Source organism: Citrobacter sp. Cu231 (assembly GCF_030332265.1).
GTDB lineage: Bacteria > Pseudomonadota > Gammaproteobacteria > Enterobacterales > Enterobacteriaceae > Citrobacter > Citrobacter meridianamericanus.
Map to the genome: position 1 here is coordinate 157,604 of NZ_JAOWIE010000032.1, position 24,247 is coordinate 181,850.

Here is a 24,247-nt window from a genome sequence, read left to right on the forward strand (position 1 = left end):
AGATGGCGCATGACGAACAACTGTGGCTCACACCCAGACTGCAAAAAGCGGCATCGCTGTGTAACCAGACGCCTGCCGCAAGCGATTCACCGCTGTGGTTGGGCGTTGATTTGGGAACCTGTGATGTGGTGTCGATGGTTGTCGACAACGAAGGGCAGCCGGTTGCGGTTTGTCTGGACTGGGCCGACGTCGTGCGCGATGGCATCGTCTGGGATTTCTTCGGTGCTGTGACCATTGTTCGTCGCCATCTCGATACGCTCGAACAACAACTGGGTTGCCGCTTTACTCATGCGGCTACCTCATTCCCGCCTGGCACTGACCCGCGTATCTCCATCAACGTGCTGGAGTCCGCCGGGCTTGAGGTGAGCCATGTGCTGGATGAGCCGACCGCCGTGGCAGATTTGCTGGCGCTTGATAACGCCGGAGTCGTCGATATCGGCGGTGGAACGACCGGTATCGCCATTGTGAAACAGGGCAAAGTGACTTACTCCGCTGACGAAGCGACCGGTGGGCACCACATTTCCCTGACGCTCGCCGGGAACCGTCGTATTCAACTGGAAGAAGCCGAGCAGTTCAAACGCAGCAACGGCAAAGAAATCTGGCCGGTGGTTAAGCCGGTTTACGAAAAGATGGCGGAAATTGTCGCCCATCATATTGCCGGACAAGGGATTACGGATTTATGGCTGGCCGGTGGGTCCTGTATGCAGCCGGGGGTTGATGAGCTGTTTCGTAAGCGTTTCCCGGAGCTGCAGGTGCATTTACCGCAGCACAGTCTGTTTATGACCCCGCTGGCGATTGCCAATAGCGGAAAAGTAAAAGCGGAAGGAATCTATGCAAGCTGAATTGCAGACCGCGCTCTTTCAGGCATTCGATGCACTGAATCTGCAACGCGTAAAAACGTTCAGCGTTCCACCGGTCACATTATGCGGACTGGGAGCGCTCAGTACCTGCGGACAGGAAGCGCAAACGCGCGGACTGACGCATATGTTCGTCATGGTTGACAGCTTCCTGCATGAGGCGGGGATGACCGCCGCTCTGGAACGTAGCCTGGCGATGAAAGGCGTGGCAATGACGCTGTGGCCATGTCCGGTCGGCGAACCGTGCATCACGGACGTCTGCGCGGCGGTCGCGCAATTGCGTGAATCGAAGTGCGATGGCGTGGTGGCCTTTGGTGGCGGCTCTGTGCTGGATGCCGCTAAAGCAGTGGCGCTGCTGGTGACCAACCCGACGCAAACGCTAGCTGACATGACGGAGCACAGTGTACTGCGCCCGCGTCTACCGCTGATTGCCGTGCCAACCACCGCCGGGACCGGGTCAGAAACCACCAACGTTACGGTGATTATTGATGCCGCCACCGGACTTAAAAAAGTGCTGGCCCACGCAACCCTTATGCCAGACGTCGCCATTCTGGATGCCGCGGTAACGGAAGGCGTTCCTGCGCACGTGACGGCAATGACTGGCATTGACGCGCTGACCCATGCCGTTGAAGCGTATAGCGCGCTAAACGCGACGCCGTTTACCGACAGCCTGGCGATTGGCGCGATTGCGATGATTGGTAAATCGCTGCCGAAAGCGGTGGGATACGGCCATGATCTGGCGGCGCGGGAAAGCATGTTACTGGCGTCCTGCATGGCGGGAATGGCGTTTTCCAGCGCGGGACTGGGCCTGTGTCACGCGATGGCACACCAGCCGGGCGCTGCGCTGCACATCCCGCACGGACAAGCTAACGCCATGCTGCTGCCCACGGTAATGGGGTTCAACCGCATGGTGTGCCGTGAGCGTTTCAGCCACATCGGACGGGCGTTAACCAACAAGAAGTCGGACGATCGTGATGCCATCAACGCCGTCAGCGAGCTGATTAGCGAAGTGGGCCAGACCAAACGACTCTCTGACGTTGGGGCAAAGCCCGAGCATTACAGCGCATGGGCAAACGCTGCGCTGGAGGATATTTGTATTCGCAGTAATCCACGCACCGCCACGCAGGCCGACATTATCGCGTTGTATGCGGCGGCACAATAAATACACATATGACAGGGAGTGAAGGCTATGGGAATTAACGAAATCATCATGTACATCATGATGTTCTTTATGCTGATTGCTGCCGTGGACAGGATCCTGTCTCAGTTCGGCGGTTCGGCGCGCTTCCTCGGTAAGTTTGGTAAGAGCATTGAGGGATCGGGCGGTCAGTTCGAAGAAGGCTTTATGGCAATGGGCGCGCTGGGCCTGGCGATGGTCGGTATGACCGCGCTGGCGCCGGTACTGGCGCATGTGCTCGGACCGGTAATCATTCCGCTGTACGAAATGCTGGGCGCGAACCCGTCGATGTTTGCCGGAACGCTGCTGGCGTGCGATATGGGCGGCTTCTTCCTGGCGAAAGAACTGGCGGGCGGCGACGTGGCGGCATGGTTGTACTCTGGCCTGATTCTCGGCGCGATGATGGGACCGACACTGGTCTTCTCCATTCCGGTTGCGCTGGGAATTATTGAACCGTCTGACCGTCGTTATCTGGCGCTGGGCGTGCTGGCCGGTATCGTCACCATTCCGATTGGCTGTATTGCGGGTGGTTTGGTTGCGATGTACTCCGGTGTGGAAATAAACGGTCAGCCAGTGGAGTTCACCTTTGCACTGATCCTGATGAACATGATCCCGGTGCTGATCGTGGCCGTGCTGGTGGCGCTGGGACTGAAATTCATCCCGGAAAAAATGATCAACGGCTTCCAGATCTTCGCCAAGTTCCTGGTAGCGCTGATCACCCTCGGTCTGGCGGCGGCAGTCATCAAGTTCCTGCTCGGCTGGGAGCTAATCCCGGGTCTTGATCCTATTTTCATGGCACCGGGCGATAAGCCGGGTGAAGTGATGCGCGCCATCGAAGTTATCGGTTCTATCTCCTGTGTGCTGCTGGGCGCCTACCCGATGGTGCTGCTGCTGACCCGCTGGTTTGAAAAACCGCTGATGAGCGTTGGCAACCTGTTGAAAGTTAATAATATTGCGGCTGCGGGTATGGTAGCAACGCTTGCCAACAACATCCCGATGTTCGGCATGATGAAAAACATGGATACCCGCGGCAAAGTGATCAACTGCGCCTTTGCAGTCTCTGCGGCCTTCGCCCTGGGTGACCACTTAGGCTTCGCCGCTGCCAACATGAACGCCATGATCTTCCCGATGATTGTCGGCAAGCTGGTCGGCGGCGTGACGGCGATTGGCGTGGCTATGCTGTTAGTACCGAAAGACGAAGATGTTCCGGCTCCAGCAGAAACCAATCCGGAGGCGCAATCGTGAATACCCGCCAGCTACTCAGCGTCGGTATCGATATCGGCACCACCACCACTCAGGTAATTTTCTCGCGCCTTGAGCTGGTCAATCGTGCGGCAGTGTCGCAGGTGCCGCGTTACGAATTCATCAAACGCGAAATTAGCTGGCAAAGCCCGGTGTTCTTTACACCCGTTGATAAGCAGGGTGGGTTGAAAGAGGCCGAACTGAAAGCTCTGATCCTCGCCCAGTATCAGGCGGCGGGGATTGCCCCAGAGACCGTCGATTCCGGTGCGATCATCATTACCGGGGAAAGCGCCAAAACCCGCAATGCACGACCTGCGGTGATGACGCTCTCCCAGTCGCTGGGTGACTTCGTGGTGGCAAGCGCTGGTCCACATCTGGAATCGGTGATTGCCGGTCACGGCGCGGGAGCGCAAACCCTGTCCGAACAGAAATTGTGCCGCGTACTGAATATCGACATCGGCGGCGGTACGTCGAACTACGTCTTGTTCGACGCGGGAAAAGTCAGCGGCTCGGCCTGCCTGAACGTCGGCGGACGGCTACTGGAAACAGACGGTCAAGGGCGCGTGGTGCATGCGCATCAGCCAGGACAGATGATTGTTGATGACGTATTTGGTCCAGGCACTGATGCCCGAACCCTCAATGCGGCGCAGCTTGTTCTGGTGGCCCGGCGGATGGCTGCGCTGATTGTGGAGGTGATTGACGGCACGCTGTCACCGCTGGCGCAGGCGCTGATGCAAACCGGTCTGTTACCGGTTGGCGTGAAACCTGAAGTGATTACGTTGTCCGGTGGGGTGGGCGAGTGCTACCGCAACCAACCTGCCGATCCGTTCTGTTTTTCCGACATTGGGCCGCTGTTAGCAACGGCGCTGCATGAACATCCGCGCCTGCGTGAGATGAACGTGCAGTTTCCGGCGCAAACCGTGCGCGCCACGGTGATTGGCGCCGGGGCGCATACGCTGTCGCTTTCGGGCAGCACTATCTGGCTGGAGGGTGTGGCGCTTCCGCTGCGCAATCTGCCAGTGGCGATTCCGGTTGATGAGGCTGATCTGGTGGCCGCCTGGCAACAGGCGCTAATGCAGCTCGATCTGGACCCGCAAACGGACGCCTACGTGCTGGCGCTGCCCGGTTCGCTACCGGTGCGCTACGCCGCGCTGTTAACGGTGATTGATGCGCTGCTGGCCTTTGTCGCGCGCTATCCGAATCCGCATCCCCTGCTGGTGGTAGCCGAGCAGGATTTTGGTAAAGCCCTGGGCATGCTTTTACGCCCACAGTTACAGCAACACCCGCTGGCGGTCATCGATGAGGTGGTTGTCCGGGCGGGGGACTATATCGACATTGGTACGCCTCTTTTTGGCGGATCGGTTGTGCCGGTGACGGTGAAATCACTCGCATTTCCTTCCTGAGGGAACGACTTATGAAACTAAAGACCACATTGTTCGGCAATGTTTATCAGTTTAAGGATGTTAAAGAGGTGCTGGCAAAAGCCAACGAACTGCGTTCGGGGGATGTGCTGGCAGGTGTGGCAGCAACCAGTTCGCAAGAGCGCGTGGCGGCCAAGCAGGTGCTGTCGGAAATGACGGTAGCGGATATTCGCAACAACCCGGTGATTTCCTATGAAGAGGACTGCGTGACGCGTCTTATTCAGGATGACGTCAACGAAACGGCCTATAACCGCATCAAGAACTGGAGTATCAGCGAGCTGCGCGAGTATGTGCTGAGCGATGAAACCTCCGTGGATGACATTGCGTTTACGCGCAAAGGGTTAACGTCGGAAGTGGTCGCCGCGGTAGCAAAAATCTGCTCTAACGCGGACCTGATCTACGGCGGTAAGAAAATGCCGGTGATCAAAAAGGCCAACACTACCATCGGTCTGCCGGGCACCTTCAGTTGCCGTTTACAGCCTAACGACACCCGTGATGATGTGCAGAGTATTGCCGCACAAATCTACGAAGGGCTGTCCTTTGGTGCGGGCGATGCGGTAATTGGCGTCAACCCGGTAACGGATGACGTGGAAAACTTAAGCCGTGTGCTCGATACCGTGTATGGCGTTATCGACAAGTTTAATATTCCAACTCAGGGCTGCGTACTGGCACACGTTACCACCCAGATCGAAGCGATTCGTCGTGGCGCGCCGGGTGGGTTGATTTTCCAGAGTATCTGCGGCAGTGAGAAAGGCTTAAAAGAATTTGGCGTTGAGCTGGCGATGCTGGATGAGGCGCGTGCAGTGGGCGCGGAATTTAACCGCATAGCCGGGGAAAACTGCCTGTACTTCGAAACAGGACAAGGCTCCGCGCTCTCTGCGGGCGCTAACTTCGGCGCCGATCAGGTGACGATGGAAGCGCGTAACTACGGGCTGGCGCGTCACTACGATCCGTTCCTCGTGAACACCGTGGTGGGCTTTATCGGGCCGGAGTATCTCTACAACGACCGCCAGATTATTCGCGCGGGCTTAGAAGATCACTTTATGGGCAAGCTGAGCGGCATCTCAATGGGCTGTGACTGCTGCTACACCAACCACGCGGATGCTGACCAGAACCTCAACGAAAACCTGATGATTCTGCTCGCCACCGCTGGCTGCAACTACATCATGGGCATGCCGCTCGGCGACGACATCATGCTCAACTATCAGACCACCGCATTCCACGATACCGCGACCGTGCGCCAGTTGCTGAACCTGCGTCCGTCGCCGGAGTTTGAACGCTGGCTGGAAACCATGGGCATTATGGCAAACGGTCGCCTGACCAAACGGGCGGGCGATCCGTCACTGTTCTTCTGATGACGCGGGGATGACACACGATGGATCAAAAACAGATTGAAGAAATTGTACGCAGTGTAATGGCGTCAATGGGGGAGCCGCAGGTTCAAGCGCCATCAGCGGAAGTGAAATGCAGCACTACGCAGTGCGCCGCGCCGACCGGTGAAAGCTGTGCGATGGACTTAGGCTCAGCCGAAGCGAAAGCGTGGATTGGCGTTGAGAATCCGCATCGGGCAGAGGTATTGACCGAACTGCGCCGTAGCACCGCTGCACGTGTATGTACCGGGCGCGCCGGTCCTCGTCCGCGTACCCAGGCGCTGCTGCGCTTCCTGGCTGACCACTCGCGTTCGAAAGATACGGTATTGAAAGAAGTGCCGGAAGAGTGGGTAAAAGCCCAGGGACTACTGGAAGTGCGCTCGGAAATCAGCGACAAAAACCTGTATCTGACGCGCCCGGACATGGGACGTCGTCTGAGTGCGGAAGCCATTGAAGCACTGAAATCACAGTGTGTAATGAATCCGGATGTGCAGGTGATTATTTCTGATGGCCTGTCTACTGACGCCATCACCGCCAACTACGAAGAGATTCTCCCACCGCTGTTGTCAGGCTTAAAACAGGCCGGACTGAAGGTCGGAACCCCGTTCTTCGTTCGCTATGGTCGCGTGAAAATCGAAGATCAGATCGGCGAACTGCTCGGCGCGAAAGCGGTGATTCTGCTGGTAGGTGAACGTCCGGGCCTCGGCCAGTCGGAAAGTCTTTCTTGCTATGCCGTCTATTCGCCGCGCGTGGCGACGACCGTTGAAGCCGACCGTACCTGTATCTCGAATATTCACCAGGGCGGTACGCCACCGGTTGAAGCGGCGGCGGTGATTGTAGATTTGGCCAAACGCATGCTGGAGCAAAAAGCGTCCGGCATCAATATGACCCGTTAAGGAGGCATCATGCCCGCATTAGATTTGATTAGACCTTCAGTCACCGCAATGCGCGTGATTGCCTCGGTAAATGACGGTTTTGCCCGTGAACTTAAATTACCGCCACATATACGTAGTCTCGGACTCATCACAGCAGATTCTGATGACGTGGCGTATATTGCCGCAGACGAAGCGACAAAACAGGCGATGGTGGAAGTGGTTTATGGCCGCTCGCTGTATGCCGGTGCGGCGCACAGTCCCTCTCCAACCTCGGGCGAAGTGCTGATCATGCTCGGTGGACCTAACCCGGCAGAAGTTCGCGCCGGTCTGGATGCGATGGTCGCCAATATTGAAAGTGGCGCGGCGTTCCAGTGGGCCAATGACGCAGAAGATACCGCTTTCCTCGCGCACGTGGTTTCGCGTACCGGTTCGTATCTCTCGGCGACCGCAGGATGCCGACTTGGCGATCCGATGGCGTATCTGGTTGCACCGCCGCTGGAAGCAACATTTGGTATTGATGCGGCGCTCAAATCTGCCGATGTACAGATTGTCACCTATGTGCCGCCACCGTCAGAAACCAACTACTCAGCGGCATTTTTAACCGGTAGCCAGGCCGCCTGTAAAGCTGCCTGTAACGCTTTTGCTGATGCTGTTCTGGATATTGCTCGTAATCCTGTTCAGCGCGCGTAAGAGAGGTTGCAATGATCAATGCACTGGGATTACTGGAAGTGGATGGCATGGTGGCTGCCGTAGACGCGGCGGATGCCATGCTGAAAGCCGCGAACGTGCGTCTGCTCAGTCACCAGGTGCTGGATCCTGGCAGGCTGACTCTGGTTGTGGAAGGCGATCTGGCCGCGTGTCGTGCAGCGCTGGACGCCGGAAGCGCAGCCGCAGCGCGTACAGGACGTGTTGTCAGTCGCAAGGAGATAGGGCGGCCAGAAGATGACACCCAGTGGCTGATCGGCGGTTTTACGCGCCAGCCGAAGAAACCAGAACAGAAGTCAGAAGTGAAAGCAGATGTAAAAGCAGAGAAGACGCAGGGTGCCCCGGTGGCTTCTGAATCCTCTGCGCAGCTTCTGACGCTGTTGGCATCGGTCCGTCAAGGAATGACGGCAGGGGAAGTGGCTGCGCACTTTGGCTGGTCACTTGATGAAGCCAGAAAGGCGCTTGAACAGCTCTTTTCTGACGGAGCGTTGCGTAAACGCAGTAGTCGCTATCGCTTAAAAAATTAACCTGTCGGAGGGCCGGGGGCTTCGTTGAAGCTTCCGGCTTAAAAGATCATGAAAAAGACCCGTACTGCTAACCTGCACCATCTTTATCATGAAGCATTACCCGAAGACGTTAAACTTACGCCGAAAGTGGAGGTGGACAACGTTCACCAGCGGCGAACAACGGATGTGTATGAGCATGCGCTGACGATTACCGCCTGGCAGCAGATCTACGACCAATTGCATCCGGGAAAATTTCATGGCGAGTTCACGGAAATCCTGCTCGACGATATTCAGGTGTTCCGTGAATACACCGGTCTGGCGCTGCGTCAGTCGTGTCTTGTCTGGCCGAACTCATTCTGGTTTGGTATTCCGGCCACTCGCGGCGAACAGGGATTTATCGGCACCCAGTGTCTGGGCAGTGCTGAAATCGCTACTCGTCCAGGTGGGACAGAGTTTGAACTGAGTACGCCGGATGATTACACCATTTTGGGTGTCGTCATTTCAGAAGAGGCGATTGCCCGTCAGGCTAACTTCCTGCATAACCCGGAAAGGGTGCTGCATATGCTGCGCAACCAGTCGGCACTGGAGGTGAAAGAACAACACAAAGCCGCGCTTTGGGGCTTTGTACAGCAGGCGCTGGCAACGTTCAGCGAAAATCCGGCGAATCTCCATCAGCCTGCGGTGCGTAAAGTGTTGGGCGATAACCTGCTGCTGGCAATGGGCACGATGCTGGAAGAAGCGCAACCGATAATCACGGCTGAGAGCATCAGCCATCAGAGCTATCGCCGCTTGCTGTCGCGGGCGCGCGAATACGTGCTGGAAAATATGTCGGAACCGCTGACCGTGCTCGACCTGTGTAACCAGCTGCACGTCAGTCGCCGGACGTTGCAAAACGCCTTTCACGCAATCCTCGGTATTGGGCCGAATGCCTGGTTAAAACGCATTCGCCTGAACGCCGTGCGTCGCGAGCTGATAAGCCCGTGGTCACAAAGTACCACGGTGAAAGACGCCGCCATGCAGTGGGGATTCTGGCATTTAGGGCAGTTCGCCACCGACTACCAGCAACTGTTTGCGGAGAAACCGTCGCTGACGCTGCATCAGCGTATGCGCCAGTGGGCGTGATGAAATTATTATGCCGGATGCCTTGCGTCTTATCCGGTCTGGGAGGCGGCGCTGTTGTTGGCCTGAGAAGCCTGGCGCCATCAGGCCATTACACCCAGTCACGCACCTGAATAAACTCGCTAAGGGCGGCTTCCGGGCTGTTCGCTTCCGGATGGTAGTCATATTCCCAACGCACCAGCGGCGGCATCGACATTAGAATGGATTCCGTCCGCCCGCCGGTCTGCAGACCGAACAATGTGCCGCGATCCCACACCAGGTTAAATTCCACATAGCGTCCGCGACGATAAAGCTGAAAATTGCGTTCACGCTCGCCCCAGCTCATTGCTTTGCGGCGCTCGACGATGGGCAAATACGCCTCGGTATAACCCTTTCCAACAGCCTGCATAAAGGCGAAGCTGCGATCGAAATTCGGCGTATTCAAATCATCGAAAAAAAGTCCGCCAATGCCGCGCTGTTCGTTGCGATGTTTGAGAAAGAAGTAGTCATCGCACCACTTCTTGTAACGTGGATAAACGTCATCGCCGAACGGCTGGCACAGATCCCGCGCCGTGCGGTGCCAATGAACTGCATCCTCATCAAAGCCGTAGTAGGGCGTTAAGTCAAAGCCGCCGCCAAACCACCACACCGGGTCGGCGCCCGGTTTTTCCGCGATAAAAAACCGTACGTTGGCATGGCTGGTCGGAATGTAAGGATTCTGTGGATGCACCACCAGCGATACGCCCATGGCCTCAAAGCTGCGACCGGCAAGCTCCGGGCGATGGGCGGTAGCCGATGCTGGCATTGCATCGCCATGGACGTGGGAGAAGTTGACGCCCGCTTGCTCAAAAATACCGCCGTTACGCAGTACCCGGCTGCGCCCGCCGCCGCCCGCTTCGCGCTGCCAATTATCTTCAACGAATCCGGCACCATCTACGGCAGATAACTGCTGACAAATATCATCCTGCAGGCTGAGCAGGAACTGTTTTACGCGCTGTGCATCGGGCTTCATGATTAACGTTTCTTCGAGTGTGCTTTCTGGTTATCAAACCAGTGGAAATAGCTGATGATGCCATTGGCGATAGCGGTAGCGATTTTTTGACGAAACGCCGTCGTGCCCAGCAGTCGCTCTTCTTCCGGGTTGGTAATGAACGAGGTTTCGACCAGTACCGACGGAATTGAGGGGGATTTTAGCACCACGAAGGCGGCCTGTTCAGTGCTACGACTGTGCAGCCGGTGTACCGGCTTAATCTTCTTGAGAATATGCGACCCTAAGGTCAGGCTGTTTTTAATGGTGTCGGTTTGCACCAGATCGAACAATACCTGCTGCAGCAAATGGTCTTTATCGGTGGTCTTTTTTCCAGCCACTTCATCGGCCCGGTTTTCACGGTCGGACAGATATTTCGCCATGGCGCTACTGGCGCCGCGATTAGACAGCGCAAAGACCGACGCACCTGCGGCGCTCGGATTGGTAAAACCGTCGGCGTGGATCGACATGAACAGATCGGCACCATGCTTGTGGGCGATCTCGACGCGATCGTACAGCGGAATAAACGTATCGCCGGAGCGGGTCAGGCGCGCATCAATCCCCTGGTTACGTAGAATCGAGCGCACGTTTTTGGCAATCGCCAGTACCACGTGCTTCTCCTTTGAACCGTTGCGACCAATTGCGCCGGTATCAATCCCGCCGTGACCCGGATCGAGGACAACTACGCGCTTAGCGCCGGCTTTTTTCGCTTTCGGTTTGCTGTGTCCATTGCTGGTCTTAAGCGCCTCTTCTTTAGCGATGGCTTGCGACATGCCTGACAGCGTCAGGGCGGCCAGCCCGGCTTTCAACACCTGGCGGCGCGATGTGAGTGTTTTTAGTGGTTTAAAAGTGCTCATACGGCCTGAGTTGTAAAAAAAGGTTCTAAACGTTATATCGTATCGCGTTGTCCGTTGCGACGGATCGGGATAAGAATTGTTTTACTTTTCATTTCAATACGTGACAATTCCGTATTATGCCATTTTTTCCGCCGCTTCGCGTCAGATATTGGCTAAATCAGCCGTTCGCGCCATAATCGCTTTTTAACGTCCTGAAAAGGTAACCAATACCATGGAAATACGCGTTTTTCGCCAGGAAGATTTCGAAGAGGTGATCACCCTCTGGGAGCGCTGTGATTTGCTGCGTCCATGGAACGATCCGGAAATGGACATTGAGCGTAAGGTCAATCATGACGTCAGCCTGTTTCTGGTCGCTGAAGTGAACGGCGAGGTAGTTGGTACGGTGATGGGCGGCTACGACGGGCATCGCGGTTCGGCTTATTATCTTGGCGTGCACCCTGAGTTTCGCGGTCGCGGCATCGCTAATGCGCTGCTTAACCGACTGGAGAAAAAGCTTATTGCCCGCGGTTGCCCCAAGATTCAAATCATGGTGCGTGACGATAATGATGTCGTGCAGGGCATGTATGAACGTCTGGGCTATGAACATGCGGATGTACTCAATCTGGGCAAGCGCTTGATCGAAGATGAAGAGTACTGAGTTTCATCCGGCCGACTATGACAGCCATGGGCGTCTGCGCCTGCCTTTTCTCTTCTGGTGCGTATTGCTGCTGCAGGCACGCACCTGGGTACTATTTGTCATTGCTGGCTCTTCCCGTGAGCAGGGCAATACATTACTGAATTTGTTTTATCCCGATCATGATGCGTTCTGGCTGGGGTTACTTCCCGGCGTTCCGGCGGTACTGGCGTTTTTAGTCAGCGGCAGGCGTTTTGCGTTTCCTGTGATATGGCGCTGGCTGCGCGGATTACTGATCCTCGCTCAACTGGTGCTGTTGTGCTGGCAGCCGGTGATGTGGCTGGGAGGCGATCCGGTCAACGGCGTCGGGCTGGCGCTGCTGGTGGCGGATATTGTCGCGCTGATCTGGCTGTTAACCAATCAACGTTTGCGCGCCTGTTTTTCCCTCGAGAAAGAATAACGGCACTTTTTGGCGAAAGCGGACTCCAAGCAACGTTGATAAATAAGGAAGGAAGTGAAATGAAATCACTGCGTTTGACTTTATGCGCGATGCCGCTACTACTGACCGGGTGTTCAACGTTGTCGTCAGTAAACTGGTCTGCCGCCAATCCGTGGAACTGGTTTGGTTCTTCAACGCAGGTCACTGAGCAGGGCGTCGGAGCGTTAACGGGCGCGACACCGCTGGATGAAAAATCCATTGCTGATGCGCTGGACGGGGAATACCGTCTGCGCAGCGGAATGAAGACCGATAACGGGAATGTGGTGCGTTTCTATGAAGCGATGAAAGATGACAAGCTCGCGATGGTTATCAATGGCACCCAGGGAACCATCAACCGTATTGATGTATTAGACAGCGATATTTCGTCTTCTGCGGGTGTCAAAATCGGTACACCGTTTAGCGAGCTTTACACTAAAGCCTTTGGTCATTGTCAGAAAGCAACCGGCGATGATAGCGCGGGCGTTGAATGTAAAGCTGAAGGAAGTCAGCATATTAGCTATGTCTTTTCCGGCGAGTGGAGCGGGCCTGAAGGCTTAATGCCGTCTGACGACACGCTGAAAGCATGGAAAGTAAGCAAAATTATCTGGCAGCGTTAATTTGCGTCTGAACAAATCGGCTTACTAAAAAAACAGGTAGAATAGCGCCAATCAATGCCACGATGTCGTGGCATCTTTTTTTCAGGAGGAACAATGTCTCAGGTTCAGAGTGGCATTTTGCCAGAACATTGCCGTGCGGCGATTTGGATTGAAGCCAATGTTAAAGGCGACGTTGAGGTCCTGCGTGCGGCCAGCAAAATCTTCGCCGATAAGCTGGCAACCTTTGAAGCTACGTTCCCGGATGCGCATCTGGGCGCGGTTGTCGCTTTTGGCAACAACACCTGGCGTACACTGAGTGGCGGCGTTGGCGCAGAAGAGTTAAAAGACTTTATCCCTTACGGTAAAGGTCTGGCGCCGGCGACCCAATATGATGTGTTGATCCATATTCTCTCTTTGCGCCATGACGTAAATTTTTCTGTCGCGCAGGCGGCAATGGAAGCATTTGGCGATTGCATTGAGGTTAAAGAAGAGATCCACGGTTTCCGTTGGGTTGAGGAGCGCGATCTCAGCGGCTTTGTTGACGGCACTGAAAACCCGGCAGGCGAAGAAACACGTCGTGATGTCGCAGTGATTAAAGATGGCGTGGATGCTGGCGGCAGCTATGTGTTTGTGCAGCGTTGGGAACATAACCTGAAGCAGCTTAACCGCATGAGCATTCACGACCAGGAAATGATGATTGGCCGTACCAAGGAAGCCAACGAAGAGATCGACGGCGACGAGCGCCCGGCTACCTCTCACCTGAGCCGCGTCGATCTCAAAGAAGACGGTAAAGGGCTGAAAATTGTGCGCCAGAGCCTGCCATACGGCACCGCCAGCGGTACGCACGGTCTCTATTTCTGCGCATACTGCGCCCGTCTGCACAACATTGAGCAGCAGCTGCTGAGCATGTTTGGCGATACAGACGGTAAGCGCGACGCGATGCTGCGTTTCACCAAACCGGTGACTGGCGGCTATTACTTTGCTCCATCCCTGGATCGACTGATGGCGCTGTAATTTTTGATTCCTGATGGCGGTTACGCCGCCATCTTTCACAAAATAGTTACCTGTTGAACCCCACAACGTCTGCCATGCAGATGATGCATCCGCATTGACGCTCATCGTAAAAAATCCCATTCCAGGTTCAGTGTTGTTTACCTGTCAGTTAGTTGTTTAAAGCACCGATATTAAACACTACCCTTTTGAATTAATAAGTTCCGGATAGTTACTTTAAAAAATCTAAATATATCTGAATTAAATCACGGCTTAAATGTGACGAAGATCTGATTCTTTTACTCTATTCATAAAAATAAAACGTCTTATAAGTGTAATTAATTTCATCATAAATTGATTTAATGCCTTCATTTGTTGACAATTAAAATGATGGTCTTGTAATCTGAAAATGAGCGAAAAATAACGGAATTTATTCTTAACCATTTGGCAACAAAAGTGCATTGGAGGTTTTATGTCTACAAAATTATGGGGTGGGCGTTTTGATATGCCTACAAATAAGCTGGTCGAATCATATAACGCGACAATTATGCTGGAACAACGCCTCTGTCCTTTTGATATTCAAGGGAGTATTGTCCACGCAACTATGTTGGGCCGTCAGGGGATTATTGCACAGGATGAAGCGAATGCAATTATTGGCGGGTTAAGGCAAGTAGGTAAAGAAATTGAAGAAGGGCAGTTCGTTTTTGACACTGTTGATGAAGATATTCATATGGCAATCGAAAGACGTATGACCGAAATAATTGGTCCTGTAGGTGGGAAACTACATACAGGTCGAAGTCGTAATGACCAGACGACTGTCGATTCTAAAATGCATATGAGATCAACTATTCGTGAGATTCAGCAGGATATTGTTCATCTGCAAAAAATTATTATTAATAAAGCTGAAAATAATATTAATGCGATTATGCCGGGCTATACTCATTTACAGACCGGTCAGCCTATTCTTTTATCACACTGGATCATGGCATATTATTGGATGTTACGTCGTGACTGGACTCGTTTTGAAGACCTTTATCAACGCATGGGAGAATGTCCTTTAGGTTCAGCAGCTCTTGCAGGTACGACTTTCCCTATTGATCGTGATTTCACTGCTCAACAGCTTGGCTTTGATAAGCCGACTGAGAATAGTATTGATTCTGTCAGCGATCGTGACCATATGGTTGAATTCACTGCTGCAGCCGCTATGTGCTTTATGCATCTTACCCGTTTGTCAGAAGAATTGGTTTTATTCTCAAGTCAGGACTTTAAATTTATTGAGCTTTCTGATGATTTCTGTACTGGCTCCAGCATCATGCCACAGAAGAAAAATCCTGATGTGGCTGAAAAAATGCGCGGTAAAGGCGGTCGGATGTACGGAAATTTAATGGCGATGCTGACCATTATGAAAGGGATCCCTCTCGCCTATAATACTGATATGAGTGAGGATAAAGAGCAGGTCTATGATTCCATGGATACTTTGCAAACCAGTCTAAAAATTATGGCGCCGATGCTCGATAAAATGGTTATTCTTTCTGAGAATACTCGCAACGCGGCGGCAAGAGGCTTCTCAAATGCGACCGATATGGCTGATTACCTGGTTCGTAAAGGAATTCCTTTCAGGGAAGCTCACCATATTGTCGGTAGTGCTGTTAATTACTGTATAAAACATAGAAAAATGCTGGAAGAGCTTACAATGGATGAATTTCATTCATTTGATAATAAAATTGAAAATGATATTTATGAGAATATATCTCTGGAAGCTTGTATTAAAGCAAGGATGTCTTATGGCGGAACAGGAACGGATGCCGTTAAAAAACAGATCGAAATTGCTAAATCATATCTGAACTAATCCTAAGCATAATAATTAATATCTCCCGGATGCAATATCCGGGAGGGCTTTGAGGTGAAAAAATGGATGCTTTGTTTTTTTTACAATTGTTTATTGTGCTCGCTTGTATTGGTATCGGCGGGCGTTATGGCGGAATGGGACTTGGTGCTGGGGGCGGACTTGGTGTTGCAATATTAGTTCTGGGTTTTGGACTTAAGCCCTCCACACCATCTATTACTGCAATGTTAATTATTATTTGTGTTATTGGCGCAGTCAGTGTATTACAGGCTGCTGGTGGACTTGATTATCTTGTGCGCGTGGCTGAAAAATTACTCCGTAAAAAGCCACAAGCTATTACTTTTGTTGCTCCAATACTGACTTCAATATTTACGTTATTCTGCGGGACCACTTACGTTGCATTCTCTTTGTATCCGGTCGTCGCTGAGGTTGCCGCTGAAGCTAAGGTCCGCCCGGAGCGAGCGTTATCAGCAACAGTTATAGCGGCTAGTGTCGCGGTTGCCGCCAGCCCGATGAGTGCAGCAACAGCGGGGATGCTGGCTATTCTGCATGAATATGCTGGAATTAGCCTTGGACAAATACTGGCTATTGCTCTTCCTTCATTTTTTATGGCTGCCATTGTTACCAGCTTTTCAGTTTACAAACGAGGAAAAGAGCTGGAGGATGATCCTGAGTTTCAGAGGCGTGTTGCCGCTGGTGAATATGAGTTCATGCATACTGCGCAGAAAAAAGAATATGTTGCTTCAGCGGGCGCAAAAAAAGGGGTCGTTATCTTTGCGATTGGGGTGGTGCTGGTTCTAATTTTAGGTTCTTTTACCGGGTTACTCCCTTCCTGGGATGGAAAAAGACTGTCAACCCCGATGGTTATTCAAATGATTATGCTGACAGCTGCTTTGTTTATTATGATTGTCAGTAAAGTACCAAGTAGTACCTTGAACAGTGGCTCAGTATTCCGTGCTGGTTTAATGGGGGTGGTTGCAATACTTGGCGTTTCATGGATGACGGCAACGTTTTTTGATGCTTATCAGCCAGAATTGATTAAGGTCTTTGGTGGTATGGTAAATGGCGCACCGATGCTTTTTGGTGTGGTTGTGTTCTTGTTCTCTCTGGTCATTATGAGCCCTGCGGCGACGGTTGCCGCCATCATGCCACTAGGTGTTACCCTGGGAATACCAGCACCGTATCTTATCGCCATTTTTGCCTGTACCTGTGGTGATTTTATTATACCGGGCGCCAATCAAATCGGTTGCGTTGCATTTGACCGAACAGGCACGACAAAGATTGGACGTTTTGTTGTCAATCATAGCTACATTCGTCCGGGTTTTGTGATGGTTATCTCTCAGGTAATTTTTGCCTACTTAATTGCTCAGGTTGTCCTGTAGAGCGCATTCTGTGGGAAATGACAGTAGTAATATTGAGAAGGACGTAATGGCATCCTCTCTGAACTGAATCAAGGGGGATGCCAAAACAAGTAGTTATTAGCTCTATTTAATTACTCTACCGCGCTACATCAGCATACTGGAAAAAAGGAAGCAAAAAAGCGTTGATGCGACAACGGTAACAAGGCCGGGTAGCATATAGCTGTGATTAACCACATACTTGCCAATTCGAGTTGTCCCAGTACGATCAAACGCCACACAGCCAATCTGTGCTCCCCCCGGAATAATGAATGATCCACAGGTTAGTGGGAGCAGGGCGACCAAAGTTTCTGCCGGATATCCCATTAACACGCCTGCGGGGAGTAATGCTACAGCAGTTGCCGCTGGGCTATAAATTACGGCAGAAAGCCCAAAAACAATAATGCCGAACAATACTGGATTCTGAAAATCGTGGAAAGCCGTGTTAAATAATTCGTGCCATGCTTCAAAAAAGGAGTTCATCATCCATGACAGACCAAATATGGCGACAACACCCACAAGGCCGGCTTTGAAAACAGAACCTGAATCAAGTTTTGAAGGAGAAATTCGACACACCATCATAATAATACATGCTGTTGTCAGCATAACTATTTGCAGCGTGGTTGGGATACTCATACGCTCCATCCCTGTGCCGTTATTCCATTCAGGACGTAGTTCAGGAATTGAACCCATAAGCACGACCAGGATGATCCCGATAAGAAAAATCAGTAATCCTCTCTTGGCCTCTTTAGTCACTATGCTGGCTGCTCGCTCTTCAGCTTTTATCGACTCGAACTCACCTTCAGCAACTCTGCGTTGGAATTCCGGATCGCTGCTAAGCTCGTGACCTCTTTTAAAGACGAACAGGCAGCCGACAAGACAGCCAAGGAAAGTTCCGGGAATGGTGACTAACAAGATATCTAAAGCAGAGACATGTAATCCAGCAAGAACTGCAATTGTCCCTGTCACGACCGCACTGACTGGGCTGGCAATGAGCCCAAAATTGGCAGCGATGACTGACATCGACATAGCTCTTTCTGGCCGTACCCTCGCATCTGCTGCAATTTCTGCAATTACTGGATAAACGGAAAAGGCAACATATCCAGTTCCGCAGATTGCAGTGAAAAGGTAAGCGACTGCTGGTCCGAGAAAAGTGATAGCGCCCGGCCACTTTCTGAGGATCCGTTCAGCCATCGTAACGAATAAATCAAGCCCGCCAGCAGCCTGGAGAATTGTGATACAAGTGATAACAGCAAGGATAATAGAAATAACAGTTATAGGAGGTGAGTCGGGCGGGAGTCCAAAACCAAAAGTCAGGATAGCGAGTCCTAACCCGCCTGCAGCCCCCAGGCCAATCCCGCCAAAACGCCCACCTATACCGATACATATAAGCACTATCGCAAACTGAGTTACGAATAACACCATAATTAATTCCTTTTTATTAACAAATAGCTTGATATAATTTGAATAATAGGGGCTATAATCTTACCATAACAGTATATTAAGCAATCTAACTTATTAGATTATTTATACTCATGAGTTTTGTTGCTCTTTAATCAGAGAGTGTTTATGGATAACAAAAACGAACTATTTGAAAGTATTAAAAATTATCTGCTTGATGATGCTAACCGTGATGCAGATGGTCGCATTGAAACTGAGACTGAACTTGCTGTTCGATTTAATACATCAAGATATAAAGTTCGTCAGGCGCTCAGCACACTGGTTCAGATGGGAATGCTTGAACGCTCTCCCCGTCGTGGCAGCGTCTTGAAAAATTTGGAACAGCACAACATAAATAACCAGTTGCTAATGCAGTTTGATTTGTCCGGGTTTGATATCACAGAATTTACAGAGGCAAGGATCCTGATTGAGTGTGCGATTATCCCTCTGGCAACGCGCAGAATTTTCCCGGCAATGCTCTCTAAACTGGAGAGTGAGTTAAGGCTCATCGAAGAAAATGCTGATAACCCGCTGGTGGCCGATCGTCACGACAGGGATTTTCATTTACTGTTGCTTCAGGCGAGTGGTAACCGGGTGCTTCAGGTTTTCTCTGATGTTTTGATTACTTATTTCGAGAAAACCAGGGAGTCGCTACCTGCTAACGATCGTCAGTATTTTCTTGATACGGCGACAAAACAGAGAGAAATACTGCTTCATATCAAAAAAGGGGATGCACAGATGGCATCTGAGTTGATGAGAGCACATTTGCTGGAAAAAAGGCTGTAGGTCCTCTGTTCATCTGTTCAGATCGTGAATGTTGTTGAGTCCCCGCACCGTCGGGGATTTTTTTACCTGAGATTAACCTGATTTAGTGAGCTATTCCTCAGCACTAATTTGTTATTGCTGTATCTTCTGCGTGAATGAAGCGAAGGCTTCATATTCAAAAGGAGAATATTGAAATGGGAAAACTCACGGGCAAAACAGCATTGATTACGGGCGCATCTCAGGGTATTGGCGAAGGGATTGCCAGAACGTTTGCCCGCCATGGCGCGAACTTAATCCTGCTGGATATCTCCGATGAGATTGAAAAACTGGCGGATGAACTGGCTGGACGCGGCCACCGTTGTACGGCGGTTCACGCTGACGTCAGAGATTTTGCTTCTGTTACCGCCGCGGTGAAACGCGCGAAGAAGATTGAAGGCAAAATCGATATTCTGGTCAACAATGCGGGGGTTTGTCGCCTCGGCAACTTCCTTGATATGAGCGATGAAGATCGCGATTTCCACATTGATATCAACATTAAAGGTGTCTGGAACGTGACGAAAGCCGTTCTGCCGGAGATGATTGCGCGCAAAGATGGGCGTATCGTAATGATGTCATCAGTGACTGGCGATATGGTTGCCGATCCGGGTGAGACGGCCTATGCGCTGTCGAAAGCCGCGATCATCGGTTTGACCAAATCCCTGGCGGTGGAATACGCGCAGTCCGGTATTCGCGTTAATGCTATTTGCCCGGGCTACGTTCGTACGCCGATGGCAGAGAATATCGCGCGTCAATCTAACCCGGAAGATCCTGAATCCGTATTAGTCGAAATGGCGAAAGCGATCCCGATGCGCCGTTTGGCCTGCCCGCTCGAAGTCGGTGAACTGGCGGCGTTTCTGGCGTCGGATGAGTCCAGTTACTTAACTGGCACGCAAAACGTGATTGATGGCGGCAGCACCCTGCCTGAGAGCGTTAGCGTCGGCGTCTGATTGATGCCGGTCTCCTCCCCATGTGCAGGGGAGGAGGTACCTCTTATTCTCTTTTCAACTTTCAAATCATCAAACGGTATATAAAACCGTTACTCCTTTAGCGCTGGTTATAAATATGATGGCAAATAGAAAGTCATTAAATTTATAAGGGTGCGCAATGGCCGTTAACTTACTGAAAAAAAGAACCCTGACGCTGGCTGCAATGCTATTGCTGGTGGGGCAGGCGCAGGCAACGGAACTGCTGAACAGTTCATATGATGTTTCACGTGAGCTTTTTGCCGCCCTTAATCCATCGTTTGAACAGCAATGGGCGAAGGATAATGGCGGTGATAAACTGACGATTAAACAATCACATGCCGGGTCATCAAAACAAGCGTTGGCGATTCTGCAAGGGCTGAAAGCCGATGTGGTGACCTATAACCAGGTCACCGATGTGCAGATCCTGCATGACAAAGGCAAACTGATCCCCGCCGACTGGCAAAGTCGTCTGCCGAATAACAGCTCGCCGTTCTATTCCACCATGGGTTTCCTGGTGCGTAAGGGGAACCCGAAAAACATTCATGACTGGAATGACCTTGTGCGTTCTGATGTGAAACTGATTTTCCCGAACCCCAAAACCTCCGGTAACGCGCGCTATACCTATCTTGCGGCGTGGGGCGCTGCGGATAAAGCGGACGGTGGCGATAAAGCCAAAACCGAACAGTTCATGACCCAGTTTCTGAAAAACGTCGAAGTGTTTGATACCGGCGGTCGCGGTGCTACCACCACTTTTGCAGAGCGCGGATTGGGCGATGTGCTGATCAGCTTCGAATCAGAAGTGAACAACATTCGTAAACAGTATGAAGCGCAGGGTTTCGAAGTCGTTATCCCGAAAACCAATATCCTCGCCGAATTTCCGGTAGCCTGGGTAGATAAAAACGTGCAGGCCAACGGGACTGAAAAAGCGGCGAAAGCGTACCTGAACTGGTTGTACAGCCCACAGGCGCAAACCATCATTACCGATTTCTATTACCGCGTGAATAACCCGCAGGTGATGGACAAACAGCAAGATAAATTCCCGCAGACCGAACTTTTCCGCGTGGAAGACAAGTTTGGTTCATGGCCTGAGGTCATGAAAACGCACTTTGTCAGCGGCGGTGAACTGGACAAACTGTTGGCGGCGGGGCGTAAGTAAATGTTTGCTGTTTCTTCCCGACGCGTGCTGCCTGGCTTCACCTTAAGCCTGGGCACCAGCTTACTTTTTGTCTGCCTGATATTGCTGCTGCCGCTTAGCGCGCTGGTGATGCAATTGGCGCAAATGAGCTGGGCACAATACTGGGATGTAATTACCAACCCGCAGGTGGTAGCGGCTTATAAAGTGACGCTGCTGTCGGCATTTGTGGCATCGATTTTCAACGGCGTGTTTGGCTTGCTGATGGCGTGGATCTTGACCCGCTATCGCTTTCCGGGCCGTACGCTGCTGGATGCGTTGATGGATCTGCCGTTTGCGTTGCCAACGGCGGTAGCAGGTCTGACGCTGGCGTCGTTGTTTTCGGTCAACGGTTTCTACGGTGAGTGGCTGGCGAAGTTTGATATCAAGGTGACCTACACCTGGCTCGGTATCGCGGTGGCGATGGCGTTTACCAGCATTCCGTTTGTGGTGCGAACCGTGCAGCCTGTGCTGGAAGAGTTAGGCCCGGAATATGAAGAAGCCGCAGAAACGCTCGGTGCCACGCGCTGGCAGAGCTTTCGTAAAGTGGTGCTGCCGGAGCTGTCTCCTGCGCTGGTGGCGGGCGTTGCGCTTTCGTTTACCCGCAGCCTCGGTGAGTTTGGCGCGGTTATCTTTATCGCTGGGAACATCGCATGGAAAACGGAAGTGACCTCGCTGATGATTTTTGTTCGGTTACAGGAGTTTGACTACCCGGCCGCCAGCGCGATTGCCTCTGTGATCCTCGGGGCGTCATTGCTGCTGCTGTTTTCGATTAACACCCTGCAAAGTCGCTTTGGTCGACGCGTGGTAGGTCACTGATGGCAGACATTACTCAATTGAAACACTATGGCGCACCCCGCATCAACTGGGGGAAATGGTTTCTGATCGGGACTGGCATGCTGGTGTCAGCGTTTATTTTGCTGGTGCCGATGATTTACATCTTCGTGCAGGCGTTCAGCAAGGGATTAATGCCGGTATTACAGAATCTGGCCGACCCGGACATGCTGCACGCTATCTGGCTGACGGTGCTGATTGCGCTGATTGCTGTACCAGTGAACCTGGTGTTTGGCGTGTTGCTGGCGTGGCTGGTGACCCGTTTTAACTTCCCTGGACGTCAGCTATTGCTGACCTTACTGGATATTCCGTTTGCCGTCTCACCAGTGGTCGCCGGCCTGGTGTATCTGCTGTTTTACGGCTCTAACGGTCCGCTGGGGGGATGGCTGGATGAACACAATCTGCAAATTATGTTTGCCTGGCCGGGAATGGTGCTGGTCACAGTATTCGTCACCTGTCCGTTTGTGGTGCGTGAATTGGTGCCGGTGATGTTAAGCCAGGGCAGCAATGAAGACGAAGCGGCGGTTCTGCTTGGCGCGTCCGGTTGGCAGATGTTCCGCCGCGTGACGTTGCCGAATATTCGTTGGGCGTTGCTGTACGGCGTGGTGCTGACCAACGCCCGTGCGATTGGTGAGTTTGGTGCGGTATCGGTGGTTTCCGGCTCGATTCGCGGCGAAACCTTGTCCCTGCCGCTACAGATTGAATTACTGGAGCAGGACTACAACACCGTCGGCTCTTTTACCGCTGCGGCGTTATTAACGCTGATGGCGATTATTACCCTGTTTTTGAAGAGCATGTTGCAATGGCGCCTGGAAAACCAGGAGAAACGCGCGCAGCAGGAGGAAAATCATGAGCATTGAGATTGCCAATATTAAGAAGTCTTTTGGTCGCACCCAGGTGCTGAACGATATCTCGCTGGATATTCCTTCGGGTCAGATGGTCGCGCTTCTGGGGCCATCCGGCTCGGGTAAAACCACGCTGCTACGCATCATTGCCGGGCTGGAGCATCAGTCCAGCGGGCATATCCGTTTTCACGGTACTGACGTCAGTCGTCTGCATGCCCGCGACCGTAAGGTGGGATTCGTGTTCCAGCATTATGCGCTGTTTCGCCATATGAGCGTTTTCGACAACATCGCTTTTGGCCTGACGGTTCTGCCACGGCGTGAGCGTCCGAATGCGGCGGCTATCAAAGCAAAAGTTACCCAACTGCTGGAGATGGTTCAATTGGCTCATCTGGCTGACCGTTTCCCGGCGCAGCTTTCCGGCGGGCAAAAACAGCGTGTGGCGTTGGCGCGTGCGCTGGCGGTAGAGCCGCAGATCCTGCTGCTCGACGAGCCGTTTGGCGCGCTCGATGCTCAGGTACGTAAAGAGCTGCGTCGCTGGCTGCGTCAGTTGCATGAAGAGCTGAAGTTCACCAGCGTGTTTGTTACTCACGATCAGGAGGAAGCGACCGAAGTTGCAGACCGCGTGGTGGTGATGAGCCAGGGCCATATCGAACAGGCTGATGCGCCCGATCTGGTATGGCGCGAACCGGCTACCCGTTTTGTGCTGGAGTTTATGGGCGAGGTTAACCGCCTGCAGGGGACGATTCGCGGTGGACAATTCCACGTCGGCGCACACCGCTGGCCGCTGGGCTATACGCCAGGCTATCAGGGACCGGTGGATCTGTTCCTGCGTCCGTGGGAAGTCGACGTCAGCCGCCGTACCAGTCTTGATTCACCGCTGCCGGTTCAGGTGCTGGAAGCCAGTCCGAAAGGTCACTACACCCAATTAGTTGTGCAACCGTTGGGGTGGTATAACGAACCACTGACGGTGGTCATGCAGGGGGATGATTCCCCGAGTCGCGGCGAGCGCCTGTTTGTTGGGCTGCAAAATGCACGTCTGTATAACGGCGACCAGCGCATTGAAACGCGTGAAGAGGAACTTGCTCTGGCGCAAAGTGCCTGATAGGTTAAAAAGTATGTTTATCGCCCGGTAA

General features: G+C 52.5%; 24 protein-coding genes. 21 read left to right on the forward strand and 3 right to left on the reverse strand.

Features of this window, described 5'->3' with window-relative positions; translation table 11 throughout:
- Window positions 1–2: 2 nt before the first annotated feature.
- The 9 genes from eutJ to eutR are packed head-to-tail and all read left to right on the forward strand — an operon-like array spanning window position 3 to window position 9,275.
- Window positions 3–842 (forward strand): ethanolamine utilization protein EutJ, encoded by an 840-nt coding sequence (gene eutJ / locus OGY15_RS07230; protein WP_151217623.1) that lies wholly within the window; start codon window positions 3–5, stop codon window positions 840–842.
- Window positions 832–2,019: an ethanolamine utilization ethanol dehydrogenase EutG gene (eutG, locus tag OGY15_RS07235; protein ID WP_187253533.1), complete on the forward strand. Its 1,188-nt coding sequence runs from the start codon at window positions 832–834 to the stop codon at window positions 2,017–2,019. The genes eutJ and eutG overlap by 11 nt, the downstream gene beginning before the upstream one ends.
- 27 nt (window positions 2,020–2,046) lie before the next feature.
- Complete coding sequence (eutH, locus tag OGY15_RS07240) at window positions 2,047–3,279, forward strand: ethanolamine utilization protein EutH (protein WP_286538884.1); 1,233 nt, start codon at window positions 2,047–2,049, stop codon at window positions 3,277–3,279.
- The gene (gene eutA, locus OGY15_RS07245) at window positions 3,276–4,679 is read left to right on the forward strand and encodes an ethanolamine ammonia-lyase reactivating factor EutA (RefSeq protein WP_151224069.1); all 1,404 of its coding nucleotides are present in this window, start codon (window positions 3,276–3,278) and stop codon (window positions 4,677–4,679) included. The genes eutH and eutA overlap by 4 nt, the downstream gene beginning before the upstream one ends.
- A gap of 11 nt (window positions 4,680–4,690) precedes the next feature.
- The gene (gene eutB, locus OGY15_RS07250; RefSeq protein ID WP_003038029.1) at window positions 4,691–6,052 is read left to right on the forward strand and encodes an ethanolamine ammonia-lyase subunit alpha; all 1,362 of its coding nucleotides are present in this window, start codon (window positions 4,691–4,693) and stop codon (window positions 6,050–6,052) included.
- Window positions 6,053–6,072: 20 nt separating this feature from the next.
- Window positions 6,073–6,963 (forward strand): ethanolamine ammonia-lyase subunit EutC, encoded by an 891-nt coding sequence (eutC, locus tag OGY15_RS07255; protein ID WP_003038033.1) that lies wholly within the window; start codon window positions 6,073–6,075, stop codon window positions 6,961–6,963.
- A gap of 9 nt (window positions 6,964–6,972) precedes the next feature.
- Complete coding sequence (eutL, locus tag OGY15_RS07260) at window positions 6,973–7,632, forward strand: ethanolamine utilization microcompartment protein EutL (RefSeq protein WP_040233508.1); 660 nt, start codon at window positions 6,973–6,975, stop codon at window positions 7,630–7,632.
- 11 nt (window positions 7,633–7,643) lie between these two features.
- Window positions 7,644–8,174, forward strand: a complete 531-nt coding sequence (gene eutK, locus OGY15_RS07265; RefSeq protein WP_151217621.1) for an ethanolamine utilization microcompartment protein EutK — start codon at window positions 7,644–7,646, stop codon at window positions 8,172–8,174.
- Window positions 8,175–8,222: 48 nt separating this feature from the next.
- The gene (gene eutR / locus OGY15_RS07270; RefSeq protein WP_005121920.1) at window positions 8,223–9,275 is read left to right on the forward strand and encodes an HTH-type transcriptional regulator EutR; all 1,053 of its coding nucleotides are present in this window, start codon (window positions 8,223–8,225) and stop codon (window positions 9,273–9,275) included.
- An 88-nt stretch (window positions 9,276–9,363) separates the two neighbouring features.
- Here eutR and hemF read toward each other — a convergent pair whose 3' ends face one another.
- Window positions 9,364–10,263 (reverse strand): oxygen-dependent coproporphyrinogen oxidase, encoded by a 900-nt coding sequence (gene hemF / locus OGY15_RS07275; protein ID WP_286538885.1) that lies wholly within the window; start codon window positions 10,261–10,263, stop codon window positions 9,364–9,366.
- Between the two features lie 2 nt (window positions 10,264–10,265).
- Window positions 10,266–11,135 (reverse strand): N-acetylmuramoyl-L-alanine amidase AmiA, encoded by an 870-nt coding sequence (gene amiA / locus OGY15_RS07280; protein WP_005121924.1) that lies wholly within the window; start codon window positions 11,133–11,135, stop codon window positions 10,266–10,268.
- A gap of 211 nt (window positions 11,136–11,346) precedes the next feature.
- Here amiA and OGY15_RS07285 point away from each other — a divergent pair, with 211 nt between their 5' ends.
- The 6 genes from OGY15_RS07285 to OGY15_RS07310 all read left to right on the forward strand — a co-directional run bounded on the left by OGY15_RS07285 (window position 11,347) and on the right by OGY15_RS07310 (window position 17,040).
- Window positions 11,347–11,772 carry a GNAT family acetyltransferase gene (locus OGY15_RS07285; RefSeq protein WP_003038048.1) on the forward strand — a complete coding sequence of 142 codons (426 nt, stop codon included), beginning with the start codon at window positions 11,347–11,349 and terminating at the stop codon, window positions 11,770–11,772.
- Complete coding sequence (locus OGY15_RS07290; protein ID WP_187258623.1) at window positions 11,759–12,208, forward strand: DUF2919 domain-containing protein; 450 nt, start codon at window positions 11,759–11,761, stop codon at window positions 12,206–12,208. Before OGY15_RS07285 ends, OGY15_RS07290 begins: the two co-directional genes overlap by 14 nt.
- Before the next feature lie 59 nt (window positions 12,209–12,267).
- Window positions 12,268–12,843, forward strand: coding sequence for an RpoE-regulated lipoprotein (locus OGY15_RS07295; protein WP_151217619.1), 576 nt, complete (start codon window positions 12,268–12,270; stop codon window positions 12,841–12,843).
- 93 nt (window positions 12,844–12,936) lie between these two features.
- Complete coding sequence (yfeX, locus tag OGY15_RS07300; RefSeq protein WP_151217617.1) at window positions 12,937–13,836, forward strand: porphyrinogen peroxidase; 900 nt, start codon at window positions 12,937–12,939, stop codon at window positions 13,834–13,836.
- Window positions 13,837–14,284: 448 nt separating this feature from the next.
- Complete coding sequence (gene argH / locus OGY15_RS07305) at window positions 14,285–15,661, forward strand: argininosuccinate lyase (RefSeq protein ID WP_187258624.1); 1,377 nt, start codon at window positions 14,285–14,287, stop codon at window positions 15,659–15,661.
- A 62-nt stretch (window positions 15,662–15,723) separates the two neighbouring features.
- Window positions 15,724–17,040, forward strand: coding sequence for an anaerobic C4-dicarboxylate transporter family protein (locus tag OGY15_RS07310; protein WP_187258625.1), 1,317 nt, complete (start codon window positions 15,724–15,726; stop codon window positions 17,038–17,040).
- Window positions 17,041–17,163: 123 nt separating this feature from the next.
- Here OGY15_RS07310 and OGY15_RS07315 read toward each other — a convergent pair whose 3' ends face one another.
- Window positions 17,164–18,480 carry an anaerobic C4-dicarboxylate transporter family protein gene (locus tag OGY15_RS07315; protein WP_187253526.1) on the reverse strand — a complete coding sequence of 439 codons (1,317 nt, stop codon included), beginning with the start codon at window positions 18,478–18,480 and terminating at the stop codon, window positions 17,164–17,166.
- 144 nt (window positions 18,481–18,624) lie between these two features.
- Between OGY15_RS07315 and OGY15_RS07320 the strand changes: the two genes are divergently transcribed.
- The 6 genes from OGY15_RS07320 (at window position 18,625) to cysA (ending at window position 24,216) form a co-directional block, all read left to right on the forward strand.
- On the forward strand, window positions 18,625–19,281 hold the full coding sequence (locus OGY15_RS07320) for a FadR/GntR family transcriptional regulator (RefSeq protein WP_151217613.1): 657 nt from the start codon (window positions 18,625–18,627) through the stop codon (window positions 19,279–19,281).
- A 173-nt stretch (window positions 19,282–19,454) separates the two neighbouring features.
- Window positions 19,455–20,246: an SDR family oxidoreductase UcpA gene (ucpA, locus tag OGY15_RS07325; RefSeq protein ID WP_103771634.1), complete on the forward strand. Its 792-nt coding sequence runs from the start codon at window positions 19,455–19,457 to the stop codon at window positions 20,244–20,246.
- Between the two features lie 157 nt (window positions 20,247–20,403).
- Entirely contained in the window at window positions 20,404–21,420 is a 1,017-nt protein-coding gene (gene cysP / locus OGY15_RS07330; protein WP_210904495.1) for a sulfate ABC transporter substrate-binding protein, read from the forward strand.
- Entirely contained in the window at window positions 21,421–22,254 is an 834-nt protein-coding gene (gene cysT / locus OGY15_RS07335) for a sulfate/thiosulfate ABC transporter permease CysT (protein WP_006683552.1), read from the forward strand.
- A complete protein-coding gene (gene cysW / locus OGY15_RS07340; protein ID WP_086550289.1) occupies window positions 22,254–23,129 on the forward strand; it encodes a sulfate/thiosulfate ABC transporter permease CysW in 876 nt (291 codons plus the stop codon). The genes cysT and cysW overlap by 1 nt, the downstream gene beginning before the upstream one ends.
- Window positions 23,119–24,216 (forward strand): sulfate/thiosulfate ABC transporter ATP-binding protein CysA, encoded by a 1,098-nt coding sequence (gene cysA / locus OGY15_RS07345; RefSeq protein ID WP_151217610.1) that lies wholly within the window; start codon window positions 23,119–23,121, stop codon window positions 24,214–24,216. The genes cysW and cysA overlap by 11 nt, the downstream gene beginning before the upstream one ends.
- Window positions 24,217–24,247: the final 31 nt, after the last annotated feature.

Excerpts from the sequence above, each read along its gene's own strand:
- OGY15_RS07320 (WP_151217613.1), top strand. The coding sequence starts at position 18,625 with ATGGATAACAAAAACGAACTATTTGAAAGTATTAAAAATTATCTGCTT.
- OGY15_RS07315 (WP_187253526.1), bottom strand. The coding sequence starts at position 18,480 with ATGGTGTTATTCGTAACTCAGTTTGCGATAGTGCTTATATGTATCGGT.
- cysT (WP_006683552.1), top strand. The coding sequence starts at position 21,421 with ATGTTTGCTGTTTCTTCCCGACGCGTGCTGCCTGGCTTCACCTTAAGC.
- eutK (WP_151217621.1), top strand. The coding sequence starts at position 7,644 with ATGATCAATGCACTGGGATTACTGGAAGTGGATGGCATGGTGGCTGCC.
- OGY15_RS07285 (WP_003038048.1), top strand. The coding sequence starts at position 11,347 with ATGGAAATACGCGTTTTTCGCCAGGAAGATTTCGAAGAGGTGATCACC.
- eutR (WP_005121920.1), top strand. The coding sequence starts at position 8,223 with ATGAAAAAGACCCGTACTGCTAACCTGCACCATCTTTATCATGAAGCA.
- amiA (WP_005121924.1), bottom strand. The coding sequence starts at position 11,135 with ATGAGCACTTTTAAACCACTAAAAACACTCACATCGCGCCGCCAGGTG.
- eutC (WP_003038033.1), top strand. The coding sequence starts at position 6,073 with ATGGATCAAAAACAGATTGAAGAAATTGTACGCAGTGTAATGGCGTCA.
- eutG (WP_187253533.1), top strand. The coding sequence starts at position 832 with ATGCAAGCTGAATTGCAGACCGCGCTCTTTCAGGCATTCGATGCACTG.
- cysP (WP_210904495.1), top strand. The coding sequence starts at position 20,404 with ATGGCCGTTAACTTACTGAAAAAAAGAACCCTGACGCTGGCTGCAATG.
- OGY15_RS07310 (WP_187258625.1), top strand. The coding sequence starts at position 15,724 with ATGGATGCTTTGTTTTTTTTACAATTGTTTATTGTGCTCGCTTGTATT.
- ucpA (WP_103771634.1), top strand. The coding sequence starts at position 19,455 with ATGGGAAAACTCACGGGCAAAACAGCATTGATTACGGGCGCATCTCAG.
- argH (WP_187258624.1), top strand. The coding sequence starts at position 14,285 with ATGTCTACAAAATTATGGGGTGGGCGTTTTGATATGCCTACAAATAAG.
- eutB (WP_003038029.1), top strand. The coding sequence starts at position 4,691 with ATGAAACTAAAGACCACATTGTTCGGCAATGTTTATCAGTTTAAGGAT.
- cysA (WP_151217610.1), top strand. The coding sequence starts at position 23,119 with ATGAGCATTGAGATTGCCAATATTAAGAAGTCTTTTGGTCGCACCCAG.
- cysW (WP_086550289.1), top strand. The coding sequence starts at position 22,254 with ATGGCAGACATTACTCAATTGAAACACTATGGCGCACCCCGCATCAAC.
- OGY15_RS07290 (WP_187258623.1), top strand. The coding sequence starts at position 11,759 with ATGAAGAGTACTGAGTTTCATCCGGCCGACTATGACAGCCATGGGCGT.
- eutJ (WP_151217623.1), top strand. The coding sequence starts at position 3 with ATGGCGCATGACGAACAACTGTGGCTCACACCCAGACTGCAAAAAGCG.
- OGY15_RS07295 (WP_151217619.1), top strand. The coding sequence starts at position 12,268 with ATGAAATCACTGCGTTTGACTTTATGCGCGATGCCGCTACTACTGACC.
- eutL (WP_040233508.1), top strand. The coding sequence starts at position 6,973 with ATGCCCGCATTAGATTTGATTAGACCTTCAGTCACCGCAATGCGCGTG.
- eutH (WP_286538884.1), top strand. The coding sequence starts at position 2,047 with ATGGGAATTAACGAAATCATCATGTACATCATGATGTTCTTTATGCTG.
- yfeX (WP_151217617.1), top strand. The coding sequence starts at position 12,937 with ATGTCTCAGGTTCAGAGTGGCATTTTGCCAGAACATTGCCGTGCGGCG.
- hemF (WP_286538885.1), bottom strand. The coding sequence starts at position 10,263 with ATGAAGCCCGATGCACAGCGCGTAAAACAGTTCCTGCTCAGCCTGCAG.